An 11,581-nucleotide genomic window follows, 5' to 3' on the forward strand; every position below is an offset into this window, starting at 1 on the left:
CGCGTCGGACGGGCAGGACAGGTGAAGGCACTGCTGTCTGCTTCTCTCTCAGCAGCGGAAGACCTGGAGCGCCGCCGGAGAGTGGCCGGTCGAGGATCTCGACGGGCGGTGGTGCGACGCGGCCGGCCCGCAGGGTCGGTGGGCGGCCGCGGGATCCCGCGCGGGCAGGGTGCGCTCGCGCTGCTGGGGCGCCGAGTCGGCCGTGGAGGCCGAGCGGTGGCGGTCGCGGGTGCGCAAGGGGTCGTAGGGAGCCCCGGACCGGTCGCATGCGGAGGACGTGACGGTCTCGTCACGCGGTGTCGCGCCCGGGGGGTTGATTCCGGGCTGGGTGTTGGCCTTGGCCTGACGGACGGTGTGCGCGTGTGCGAAGGAGGGCGCGGGCGCGAAGAGCGGAAGGGCCAGGAGCACGACGGCGAGGAGCGACACGGCGGTCCGGACCGCCTCACCTCGGAACATGCGCCCCCCTCCGAGCAGTTCACGCGTCTAGTCCGGACCAAGTGCTGGTCAACGGTTGGTCAAGAAACACGTTAACCCTGCAAAGTCGTTTGCAGGGTTAACTCGGCGTTTCGAGATGAAGTGCGCCTCAAAAGCGAGGGATGGATGGCGCGAACTGATCCTTGACCCGGTCGGGGAGATCGGCTATCAGGACTCGATCAGCCGCTGGGCGTCGCGGGCCAGCGCGGTCAGCCGGGAGATCGCCCGGAAGTACTTCTTGCGGTAGCCGCCGTTCAGCATCTCCTCGCTGAACAGCCGGTCGAAGGGCAGCCCCGAGGCCAGGACGGGCACCTCGCGGTCGTAGAGCCGGTCGGCGAGGACGACGAGCCGCAGGGCCGTCGACTGGTCGGGAATCGGCCGCACGTCGGTGAGGCACACGGCCTTCAGGCCGTCGGTGAGGGCGCCGTAGCGGCTGGGGTGCACCCGCGCGAGGTGTTCCAGCAGCTGCGGGAAGTCGTCGAGGGAGGCGCTCGCGGTGGCGTACGCCGTCTTCGTCACCTGTTCGTCGGAGTACGGCGCCGGCGCCTCGGGCAGGCCGCGGTGGCGGTAGTCCTCGCCGTCGATGCGCAGGGCGCGGAAGTGCGCGGACAGGCCCTGGATCTCACGCAGGAAGTCGGCCGCGGCGAAGCGGCCCTCGCCCAGCTTGCCCGGCAGGGTGTTGGAGGTGGCGGCGAGCGCGACACCCGCCTCGACGAGCTTGCCGAGCAGGGTCGAGACGAGGACGGTGTCGCCGGGGTCGTCCAGCTCGAACTCGTCGATGCACAGCAGGCGGTGGCCGGAGAGGGTCTTCACCGTCTGCTGGAACCCGAGGGCGCCGACCAGGTTGGTCAGCTCGACGAACGTGCCGAACGCCTTGAGCGCGGGCTCCGCCGGGGTCGCGTGCCACAGGGAGGCCAGCAGGTGGGTCTTGCCGACGCCGTAGCCGCCGTCCAGGTAGACCCCGCGCGGGCCGGGCGGGGTCTTGGGCGCCTTCGCCCGGCGGAAGCCGAGGAAGCCCCGTCGGGCGCCGCCGACGGCGTGCGCTCCGCCGAGTCCGGCCGCGAAGCCCTCCAGCACCCCGACCGCCTGGGTCTGGCTGGGCTGGTTCGGGTCCGGGATGTACGTGCTGAAGCGCACCGAGTCGAACCGCGGCGGCGGCACCATCTCGGCGACCAGCCGGTCCGCGGGGACGTGCGGCTCACGCGCGCACAGGGACAGCGGGGCCGCGTCGGCTATCGGGCCGAGGCCGGGGGCGGGGGTGGAGGACGACACGGTTCCCCATGCTAAGCGCCGTGCCAGACTGCCTCGTATGCGACGCCTGTTCCCTGTGACCGACCAGACAGCGGCCGAGAGCCCGGACGAGGCCGGTGGGGCCGTCGGGTCCCCCGCCACCGCCGAGGAGCGCGAGGCCCTGGAGGCGCGAGACACCCGGGAGGCGCGAGAGGCCCACGAGGCCCGCGACTCCCGGGAGTGGAGCCTGGACGAGATCGCCGACGCCTACGCCTACCCGGATCCCGGGCCCGGGGAGCCGACGCCCTGGCTGCGGGCCAACATGGTCTCCACGCTCGACGGGGCCGCGCAGCACGAGGGGCGCTCACAGCCCATCTCCAACGCCACCGACATGCGGATCTTCGGCACCCTGCGGGCACTCGCCGATGTGGTGCTCGTCGGTGCGGAAACGGTTCGCCAGGAGGGGTACCGCCCCGCCCGGGTCCGGGCCGAGTTCGCCGGGCGGCGGGAGGCGGCCGGTCAGGCACCCGTCCCCGCCATCGCGATCGTCACCGCGAGCCTGGACCTCGACTTCTCGCTGCCGCTGTTCACCGCGCCGGTGGTGCCCACCCTGATCCTCACGGGTGCCGGGGCCGCCCCCGACCGGATCGCGGCCGCGGAGAAGGCCGGGGCCCGCGTGCTGCTCGCCGGGGACGGGGCGGGGGTCGAGCCCGCGCGGGCCGTCCAGGTCCTCGCCGGACTCGGGCACACCCGGCTGTTGACCGAGGGGGGTCCGCGGCTGCTGGGCCAGCTGGTCGCCGCCGAGGTGCTCGACGAACTGTGCCTGACGGTCTCGCCGCTGCTCACCGCCGGGGACGCGCAGCGCATCACGGGCGGTCCGTCGGTCGCGGTCCCGCGCCGGTTCACCCTGGTGTCCCTCCTGGAGGAGGACGGCTTCCTCTACGGGCGGTACGGCAGGGCCTGAAACGACGGGGCCTGGAGCGAGGGGGCCTGGAGCGACGAGGCTTGAGGCGACGGGGCTGGGAGCGGCATGGCTCGAAGCGACACGGCTCGCAGCGGTACGGCCCCAGGCGGCAGGGTCTGGAGCGGCATGGTCCGGAACCGGGGGGACAGGAGAAAGGACGGGTGGGACGCCGGTGTGCGAAGTGACGGAAAAAAGCAGGTGTGACGCGGCGGATCCGGGGAAGGCGGGCACGGCTGCCCTGGTTCCGAATTCGGCGGAATATGCCGTTCCGGTTGGCTTCGGGCGGGCAGACTAGGACGGCAGGACCCGTGCGAGCGCGGGGCAGGATGGTTTCCGCAGGGCCGATCACGGCCACGGAGGACTGAGGGCCACGCGGGTCCTCGAAGGAGAATGAGGCGCTGGTGTTCACAAGCGTTTTGATGATCGAGAAGGCCCTGACGTCCGCCGACGTGGAGTTCGTCACCACCTTGCACGGGGACGAGCAGGTCTCCTTCCACGTGCTCCTCCAGCCACGCGGCGACCAGGCCGACCGGCTGCTGCGGGCCATCGACGACATCGCGCTCGGCGAGCTCGACGAGGCCGTGCGCGAGGGGGAGACACCCGAGGGGGAGGAGGCCAAGAGCGTCGGACAGAGAGCCCTGGAGGTGTCCCTCACGGCGTTGCGCGCCGCGGGCAGCACGGCGCAGGGGCGCCTGGTCGACGACCATCCGCTGGACGCGCTCAAGACGGTCGTCGACGAGGTGGGGGCGGACGAGGTGATCGTGCTGACCGATCCGCACTACGTGGAGGAGTTCTTCCACCGGGACTGGGCCTCCCGGGCGCGGCACAAGGTGGGCGTGCCGGTGCTCAAGCTGTTCTCCCACAGCAAGGCGTAGGCCTGTCGTTCGGGGGCGGTCCCGGCACGCAATAGGCTGGGCACGCTCATCGTCCTATGCACCGCACTCTGGGAGAACACGCATGGCACCCGGCCTTCCTACCGCCATGGACCGACCGCACTTCATCGGCATCGGCGGTGCCGGGATGTCGGGCATCGCGAAGATCCTGGCCCGGCGCGGGGCCAAGGTGGCGGGGAGCGACGCCAAGGAGTCGGGGACGGCCGAGGCGCTGCGGGCGCTGGGCGTGACCGTGCACATCGGGCACGCCGCCGGCCACCTGGCCGACGACGCCAGCTGTGTCGTGGTGTCGTCGGCGATCCGGGCGGACAACCCGGAGCTGGCCCGCGCCGCGGAGCTGGGCGTCCCGGTGGTGCACCGCTCCGACGCTCTGGCCCGGCTGATGGACGGGCTGCGGCCGATCGCCGTCGCCGGTACGCACGGCAAGACCACCACGACGTCCATGCTGGCCGTGTCGCTGGGCGAGCTGGGACTGGACCCCTCCTACGCCATCGGCGGCGACCTGGACGCGCCCGGTTCCAACGCCGAGCACGGCGCGGGCGAGATCTTCGTCGCCGAGGCGGACGAATCGGACCGCAGCTTCCACACGTACGCGCCCGAGGTCGCGATCGTCCTCAACGTGGAGCTGGACCACCACGCCAACTACGCGTCCATGGACGAGATCTACGAGTCCTTCGAGACGTTCGTCGGGAAGGTCGTGCCCGGCGGCACGCTCGTGGTCAACGCCGACCACGAGGGCGCGCGGGAGCTGACCCGGCGGGTCGGGGGCGGAGGCGTGCGGGTGGTCACGTACGGCGAGGCGGAGGACGCCGACGTGCGGGTGCTGGCCGTCGAGGCGCAGGGGCTGAAGAGCCGGGTGACCGTGCTGCTGGACGGGCGGGAGCTCACCTTCGCGGTCTCCGTGCCGGGCCGCCACTACGCGCACAACGCGGTCGCCGCGCTGGCGGCGGGTGTGGCCCTCGGGGTGCCGGCCGGGGACCTGGCGCCGGCGCTGGCCGCGTACACGGGGGTGAAGCGGCGCCTCCAGCTGAAGGGCGAGCGGGCGGGCGTCCAGGTCGTCGACTCCTACGCGCACCACCCGACCGAGATGACCGCGGACCTGGAGGCGATGCGCGCGGCGGCCGGTGACGCCCGCATCCTGGTCGTCTTCCAGCCCCACCTCTTCTCCCGGACGCAGGAACTGGGCCGGGAGATGGGCCGGTCGCTGGCCCTCGCGGACGCCTCCCTCGTCCTCGACATCTACCCGGCCCGCGAGGACCCGATCCCGGGCATCACCAGCGAGCTGATCGTCGACGCGGCCCGCGCGGCCGGCGCCGACGTGACTCCGGTGCACGACAAGGACCAGGTGCCCGCCCTGATCGCGGGAATGGCCGGGCCCGGTGATCTCGTTCTCACCATGGGCGCGGGCGACGTCACCGACCTCGGCCCGCGCATCCTGGACCGTCTCGCACAGTGATCTGAGTAAGGGGTTGGCCTTCATGTCGTACGACGTCGAAAAGCCCGACGAGCAGTGGCGGGCGGAGCTCACCCCGGCGGAGTACGCCGTGCTGCGCCAGGCGGGGACCGAGCCCGCCTTCACCGGTGAGTACACCGACACCAAGACGCGGGGCGTCTACTCCTGCCGGGCCTGCGGCGCCGAACTGTTCACCTCCGACACCAAGTTCGAGTCCCACTGCGGCTGGCCGTCCTTCTTCGATCCGAAGGACAGCGACGCGGTGGAACTGCTGGAGGACCGCTCGCACGGCATGCGGCGGACCGAGGTGCGGTGCGCGCGGTGCGGCTCGCACCTCGGGCACGTCTTCGAGGGCGAGGGCTACCCGACCCCGACGGATCAGCGCTACTGCATCAACAGCGTCTCCCTGCGGCTGACGCCCGCCGAGAACTGACGCGCACCGAGAACCGACCCCCGGGCGGAGCCGCCCCGCCCCGGCTCCGCCCGTCGTCCTTCTCCCGGTCGGGCCCGTTCCCGTTCCTCGGCTCACAGGGCCTTCCGCTGGACCAGCGCCGACAGCACCAGCATGCCGGGCAGCAGGGGCAGCCAGACGGTCAGGGCGCGGTAGCCGATGACCGTGGCCGTGGCCAGGGCGAGAGGGGTGCCGTAGCCGGCCAGGGTGAGGACCAGGGCCGCGTCGACGGGGCCGATGCCGCCCGGGGCCGGGACGGCGCCCGCCGCGGTGCTCGCGGCGAGGAACGCGAAGACCAGTTGCGGCCACGACAGCGGCACGCCGAGCGCCGTGCCGACCGAGGCGACCACGCAGGCCTGGAGCAGCGGTGCCGCCATCGCCCCGCACCACAGGGGCAGGCACCGGGCCGGGCGGGTGTGCAGGTGGCGGGCGTCGGTGAGCGCCGTGCGGACAAATGCCAGGGCCGGGCCGCGCCAGGCGCGGACCAGGACCAGGAGCGCCGTGGCCGCCGCGGGGGCGAGCAGCAGGCCCACGACCGCCAGGACCAGCGTCCGTCCCCGCGCCAGGAGCGCGGAAGGCGGCACCGCGGCCGGGGCGGCCAGGACGAAGACGAGCAGTAACGGCGTCTTCGCCACCGTTCTGACCAGGGAGTACAGGGCGATCGAGGCGGTGGCCCGGGGGAGCGGGACGCCTTGGCGCAGCAGGAAGCGGACGGTGACCGCGTGGGCGCCGATGCTCGCCGGCAGGAGGTGGTTCGCGGCGCCCGCGGCGACCTGGGAGGCCAGCAGCAGGCCCTTGGGCAGCCGGTCGGGGACCGCGCCCTGGCGGACACAGGCGGCGGCGACCCAGCCGAGGCAGGTGAACACGAGCCCGGCCAGCAGCCACCAGGGGTCGGCGGCGGCGAGGCGGGCGGTGCCGTCGCGTACGGCACGCCAGTCGATCGCCGCCCAGATCCCCAGCAGCAGGACCGGGAACAGCATCAGGGCGCGGCGGCGGACGGGCGAACCGGCCACGCGGTCGGCGGGGGCCGCGGGGGTTGCGGAGGCTGCTGGGGTTGCGGGGGCGGCGGGGGCGGCGGGGGCGGTCGAGGGGGCCTCGGGGTGGCGGTCGTCCGCGCGGGGGAGCGGGGATGCGGGACCGTCGAGCGGCAGCAGGGACACGGCGCACGTCGTCCTTCCGCGTCACCTCCGCGGACGCCGGGGTGACGGAATCGGGCCCTGGGCAGGGAAGGGGCGGGGGAGGAGATTCCCCTCCGGCGTGACGGTGCGGTGTCCGACAGCCGACGGTGCGAGGGCGGAGGGGCGACTGCGGTGCGGTGGGGTGTGGTGCGGTGGGGTGTGGTGCGGTGCGGTGATGCGGCGCGGTGCGGTGATGCGGTGCGGTGTGGTGATGCGGTGTGGTGTGGTGATGCGGTGTGGTGTGGTGATGCGGTGTGGTGTGGTGATGCGGTGTGGTGTGGTGATGCGGTGCGGTGCGGCGCGGTGATGCGGTGCGGTGCGTAGGGCTGTGGGAGTTCTGCCCGGGGTGCCCGCCGCTCATCCCGCTTCGGGGGCCGTCCGGTGGCGCCGCCCGAGATCCCGTTCGGTGGCGCTGCCTGCTGCCTGCTGCCTGCTGCCCGTCGCCCGTCGACCGACGCCCGCCTTCCCGGGCCGTCGTCCGCACCCCGGGCACCCCGGACCCCGCGCAGTCTGCACATGCACGGCCCGACGCCCGTCCGCCGCCACACCGTCCGGGCCGGGCGTCGACGGCCGGCCGGTGTGGCGACGGGCCGGACCGTCGACGCGTACGGCCGTCGGCGTCAGCCGTCGCCGGTCGGTCGCAGCGGCAGCGTCAGGGCGAAGACCGTGCGGCCCGGGGCGTCGTCCAGGTCGAGGGTGCCGCCGTGGGCCTCGACGAGGGCGCGGGCCACCGCCAGGCCGAGGCCGCTGCCGCCGCGGTCGCGGCTGCGGGCCTTGTCGACGCGGTAGAAGCGGTCGAAGACCCGCTCCCGGTCGCCGGCCGGGATGCCGGGGCCCTTGTCGCTGACGCCGACCCGCGCCGCGTCCCGGGTGGCGGACACCGTGACGGAGACCGGGGTGCCGGCCGGGGTGTGTACGGCCGCGTTGGTGAGGAGGTTGTCCAGGATCTGCCGGACGCGCTGCGGGTCCAGGCACAGCCGTACCGCCGACGGGCCCGGCGCCACCGTCAGCGGATGGTTCGGGTGGCTCGCCCGGAAGGCGTCGGCCGCCTGCTCGACCAGCTCCACCAGGTCGGTGTCCTCCCGCCGCAGCGGTGTGTCGACCTCCGCCGCGTCCAGCCGGGCCAGCATCAGCAGGTCGTCGAGGAGGACGCCCATGCGCGCGGCCTCCGCGCGCAGCCGCGCCAGGTGCCGGTCGCGCTCCTCGGGCGCGTTGGCGGCCGCGTACTGGAAGAGGTCCGCGTAGCCGCGCACCGACATCAGCGGGGTGCGCAGTTCGTGCGAGGCGTCCGCGACGAAGCGGCGCAGCCGCTGCTCGGCCCGGGCGCGGACCGCGAGGGAGTCGTCGATGTGCTCCAGCATGGTGTTGAACGCGGTGCGCAGCTCCTCCACCTCCGGCCCGCCGCCGGCCCGGTCGGCGCGCAGCGGCAGCCGGGCCGCCGTCTCGGTGAGGTCGTGCGAGGCGATGCCGTGCGCGGTGTGCGCCATGTCGCTCAGCGGCTTCAGACCGCGCCGCAGCAGGGCACGGCCGACCACCACGAGGGTCAGCAGCGCGAGCGCGAAGGTGACGACCTGGATCGTGATCAGGTGCTGGACGGTGTCCTCGATGTCGTCCATGGGCGCGCCGCTCACCAGGATCACGCCGGGCTCGACCTCGCAGGCGCGCAGCCGGTACAGGCCCTCGCCGTCCAGGAGCTCGGTGCGCAGCACCTCCGACCCGCCGGCGGCCCGCGCGCGGGCCACCGCGGTGAAGTCCTCGACGTCCCCGGGCACGTCGGCGGCGTCCTCGGGCGCGCGGAGCACGGGCGTACCGTCCGACACGTCGTAGACGGCGTAGTACCAGCCGTAGTACTTCTTGCCCTCCAGCGTGCCGTACGTGGCGATGCTCTTGGACTGGGCGACCTGGGCGATCCGGAGCTGCTCGTTGAGCTGCTGCGACAGGTAGTCGCGCATGTACGTCGTCAGGGCCGTGCCGACGACCGCGAAGACCACCAGCGACAGCACGCCGAGGGCCAGGGCGAGGCGGGTGCCGAGCCGGAGCCTGCGGTACGCCTGCCGCAGCCGCCGGATCACTCCGCCGCCTGCCGGACGACGTACCCGAACCCGCGCACGGTGTGGATCATCGGCGCGCCCGTCGCGTCCAGCTTGCGGCGCAGCCGGCTGACGACCAGCTCGACGACGTTGGAGCGGCCGCCGAAGCCGTACTCCCACACGTGGTCGAGGATCTGCGCCTTGGTGAGCACGGTCGGCGACTTGCGCATCAGGTAGCGCAGCACCTCGTACTCGGTCGGGGTGAGCGTCAGCGGGCTCTCGCCGCGCCGCACCTCACGGGTGTCCTCGTCCATGGTCAGATCGCCGACCCGCAGGACCGACCGCTGGAAGGCGGGGCCCGCGCTGCGCCGCAGCACGGTGCGCAGCCGGGCCATCAGCTCCTCCACCGCGAACGGCTTCACCAGATAGTCGTCGCCGCCCCGGGTCAGACCCGCGACCCGGTCGGCGACGCCGTCCCGGGCGGTGAGGAAGACCACCGGCACCATCGTCCCGGAGCGGCGCAGCCGGTCCAGGACGCCGAAGCCGTCGGCGTCGGGCAGCATCAGGTCGAGCACCACGATGTCCGGCCGGAACTCGGCGGCGCGGCGCAGCGCCTCCTCGCCCGAGTTCGCGGTGACCGCTTCCCAGCCCTCGTAGCGGGCGACCGTCGCCACGAGATCGGCGATCGGCGGGTCGTCGTCCACCACCAGCAGTCGTACTTTTTCCACCCGCACATACTGCGCCACCCGCCCCCGCGCGCCAGACCCCGGTGCGGCGCGGAGGGCGATCGATACCCACTTGAAAGTTGTACGACAGGGAATCGACAGCTTCGGGCAGCGAAGCTCTGTGTCCTAGGACCGAATCGTCCTAGCAGCAGATCAAGGAGTTCCCGTCCGTGACGACCGTGCAGTCGCCTCCCGTACCCCCCACGGCGATACGTCCCAAAGTCGTGGCCCGCACCGGCCTGTACGCCGTGCTGGCCGCGAACGCGGCCGTCGTGACCCTCTTCGCCGTACAAGCGGGCTTCGCCTCCAACGCCCTGGTCGTGCTGGGCCGCTTCACCGGCCTCTACGCCGCCCTGCTGATGGCCTTCCAGCTGCTGCTGGTGGCCCGGCTGCCCTGGCTGGACCGTCGTATCGGCATGGACCGGCTGACCAACTGGCACCGCTGGACCGGCTTCGGCCTGCTGTGGACGCTGGTCGGGCACGTGGTGTTCATCACCCTCGGCTACGCCCGGTCGTCCTCCCTGGACCCGGTGAGCCAGCTCGTCGACCTCGCCGAGACCGTCGAGGGCGTGTTCCGCGCGGTCGTCGCGCTGGGGATGATCCTGGTGATCGGCGCCGTCTCCGCCCGCTGGGCCCGGCGCCGGCTGGCCTACGAGACCTGGCACTTCATCCACCTGTACGCCTACGTCGCCGTGGTGCTGGCCTTCACCCACCAGGTCGCCGTCGGCACCACCTTCACCTCCTCGCCCGCCGCCACCGGCTACTGGTACGCCCTGTGGGCCGTCGCCCTGGGGTCCGTCGCCGTGGGCCGGCTGGGGCTGCCGCTGTGGCGCAACCGGCGCCACCGGCTGCGCGTCGAGCGGGTCGTCCCCGAGTCCGACACCGTGGTCTCCGTGTACATCACCGGCCGTGACCTGGACCTGCTGCCGGCCCGCGCGGGCCAGTTCTTCCTGTGGCGGTTCCTCACCCGGGACCGCTGGTGGCAGGCGAACCCGTTCTCCCTGTCGGCCGCGCCCGACGGCCGCACCCTGCGCCTGACCGCCAAGGCCGCCGGCGACGGCTCGGCCGGCCTGCGCCACCTCAAGCCCGGCACCCGGGTCTTCGCCGAGGGCCCCTACGGCGCCTTCACCGCGATGCACCGGACCCGCCCGGAGGCCGTGCTGGTCGCCGGCGGCGTCGGCGTCACCCCCATCCGGGCCCTGCTGGAGGAACTGCACGGGCACGCCGTCGTCGTCTACCGCGTGGGCAGCGAACGGGACGCGGTCCTCTACGACGAACTGCGCGACCTCGCCCACGCCAAGGGCGCCGAGCTGCACCTGGTGACCGGCCCGCCCGTCCCCGACCGGCTGGCCCCGGCCGAGCTGGCCCGGCTGGTGCCGGACATCGCCGACCGCGACGTCTTCCTGTGCGGCCCGCCGCCGATGATGGACGCGGTCCTGGGCAGCCTGCGCGCACTGGACGTGCCCCGGCAACAGATCCATTTCGAACGCTTCAGCCTGGCGGGATGACGGAAGACGCGGAAGACGAGGAAAGAACGACGTGAAGCGAGCACTACCTGTCCTGGTCCTGTCCGTGGCCGGCCTCGTCCCGGTGTGGCGCTACGAGCCGTCCACCGGCACGCCGGCGGCCGAGGCCCCGGCATCGGCGTCGGCACCCGCGGCGTCCTCCACGGCCCCCGCGTCCGGCTCCTCGGGGCTGGTCGTGAAGGGCACGACCGTCGCCACCGAGAAGGGTGACGTGCAGGTCGAGGTGACCTTCGACGGTGACACGATCAGCGCGGTGCGAATGCTGAAGCAGCCGGACCACCCGCAGACGGCGGCCGCGGTGCCGACGCTGATCGAGGAGACGCTCCAGGCGCAGAGCGCCGACATCGACACGGTGTCCGGCGCGACCGTCACCAGCGACGGCTACCGGGAGTCCCTCCAGGCCGCGATCGACGCGAAGGCGGCGTCGGCCTCGGCGTCCCCGTCCGCCTCCGCCCCGGAGGCCGACGCCTCCCAGGTCGTGGAGGGGTCCACCGTCGCCACCGAGAAGGGTGACGTGCAGGTCGAGGTGACCTTCGACGGTGACACGATCAGCGCGGTGCGGATGCTGAAGCAGCCGGACCACCCGCAGACGGCGGCCGCGGTGCCGACGCTGATCGAGGAGACGCTCCAGGCGCAGAGCGCCGACATCGACACGGT

At 73.3% G+C, this 11,581-nt stretch carries 11 protein-coding genes; 6 read left to right on the forward strand and 5 right to left on the reverse strand.

Annotation, left to right across the window (positions count from 1 at the left end; all coding sequences use genetic code 11):
* Window positions 1-48: 48 nt before the first annotated feature.
* Window positions 49-456 carry a hypothetical protein gene (locus tag ACIP67_RS19150; RefSeq protein WP_401693037.1) on the reverse strand — a complete coding sequence of 136 codons (408 nt, stop codon included), beginning with the start codon at window positions 454-456 and terminating at the stop codon, window positions 49-51.
* 186 nt (window positions 457-642) lie between these two features.
* Window positions 643-1,746, reverse strand: coding sequence for a cell division protein ZapE (gene zapE, locus ACIP67_RS19155; protein ID WP_401693038.1), 1,104 nt, complete (start codon window positions 1,744-1,746; stop codon window positions 643-645).
* 37 nt (window positions 1,747-1,783) lie between these two features.
* Between zapE and ACIP67_RS19160 the strand changes: the two genes are divergently transcribed.
* The 4 genes from ACIP67_RS19160 (at window position 1,784) to msrB (ending at window position 5,447) form a co-directional block, all read left to right on the forward strand.
* Entirely contained in the window at window positions 1,784-2,668 is an 885-nt protein-coding gene (locus tag ACIP67_RS19160; RefSeq protein ID WP_401693040.1) for a pyrimidine reductase family protein, read from the forward strand.
* A gap of 401 nt (window positions 2,669-3,069) precedes the next feature.
* Complete coding sequence (locus ACIP67_RS19165; RefSeq protein WP_401693042.1) at window positions 3,070-3,543, forward strand: indole-3-glycerol phosphate synthase; 474 nt, start codon at window positions 3,070-3,072, stop codon at window positions 3,541-3,543.
* Between the two features lie 82 nt (window positions 3,544-3,625).
* Window positions 3,626-5,017, forward strand: a complete 1,392-nt coding sequence (murC, locus tag ACIP67_RS19170) for a UDP-N-acetylmuramate--L-alanine ligase (RefSeq protein WP_401693044.1) — start codon at window positions 3,626-3,628, stop codon at window positions 5,015-5,017.
* A 22-nt stretch (window positions 5,018-5,039) separates the two neighbouring features.
* Complete coding sequence (gene msrB / locus ACIP67_RS19175) at window positions 5,040-5,447, forward strand: peptide-methionine (R)-S-oxide reductase MsrB (RefSeq protein WP_401693046.1); 408 nt, start codon at window positions 5,040-5,042, stop codon at window positions 5,445-5,447.
* A 92-nt stretch (window positions 5,448-5,539) separates the two neighbouring features.
* Here msrB and ACIP67_RS19180 read toward each other — a convergent pair whose 3' ends face one another.
* The 3 genes from ACIP67_RS19180 to ACIP67_RS19190 form a co-directional block, all read right to left on the reverse strand.
* On the reverse strand, window positions 5,540-6,625 hold the full coding sequence (locus ACIP67_RS19180; protein ID WP_401693048.1) for a YbhN family protein: 1,086 nt from the start codon (window positions 6,623-6,625) through the stop codon (window positions 5,540-5,542).
* Between the two features lie 638 nt (window positions 6,626-7,263).
* Window positions 7,264-8,715, reverse strand: a complete 1,452-nt coding sequence (locus tag ACIP67_RS19185) for a sensor histidine kinase (protein WP_401693049.1) — start codon at window positions 8,713-8,715, stop codon at window positions 7,264-7,266.
* On the reverse strand, window positions 8,712-9,401 hold the full coding sequence (locus ACIP67_RS19190) for a response regulator transcription factor (RefSeq protein ID WP_401693050.1): 690 nt from the start codon (window positions 9,399-9,401) through the stop codon (window positions 8,712-8,714). The genes ACIP67_RS19185 and ACIP67_RS19190 overlap by 4 nt, the downstream gene beginning before the upstream one ends.
* Before the next feature lie 167 nt (window positions 9,402-9,568).
* Here ACIP67_RS19190 and ACIP67_RS19195 point away from each other — a divergent pair, with 167 nt between their 5' ends.
* Window positions 9,569-10,906 (forward strand): ferric reductase-like transmembrane domain-containing protein, encoded by a 1,338-nt coding sequence (locus ACIP67_RS19195; protein ID WP_401693051.1) that lies wholly within the window; start codon window positions 9,569-9,571, stop codon window positions 10,904-10,906.
* 31 nt (window positions 10,907-10,937) lie between these two features.
* A partial coding sequence (locus ACIP67_RS19200; protein WP_401693053.1) for an FMN-binding protein occupies window positions 10,938-11,581 on the forward strand: 644 nt, incomplete at its 3' end.

Source organism: Streptomyces sp. NPDC088812 (assembly GCF_044750285.1).
GTDB lineage: Bacteria > Actinomycetota > Actinomycetes > Streptomycetales > Streptomycetaceae > Streptomyces.

What these genes read in the sequence shown, in the direction of transcription:
- ACIP67_RS19150 (WP_401693037.1), bottom strand. Translation starts at nt 456, where the DNA reads ATGTTCCGAGGTGAGGCGGTCCGGACCGCCGTGTCGCTCCTCGCCGTC.
- ACIP67_RS19160 (WP_401693040.1), top strand. Translation starts at nt 1,784, where the DNA reads ATGCGACGCCTGTTCCCTGTGACCGACCAGACAGCGGCCGAGAGCCCG.
- murC (WP_401693044.1), top strand. Translation starts at nt 3,626, where the DNA reads ATGGCACCCGGCCTTCCTACCGCCATGGACCGACCGCACTTCATCGGC.
- msrB (WP_401693046.1), top strand. Translation starts at nt 5,040, where the DNA reads ATGTCGTACGACGTCGAAAAGCCCGACGAGCAGTGGCGGGCGGAGCTC.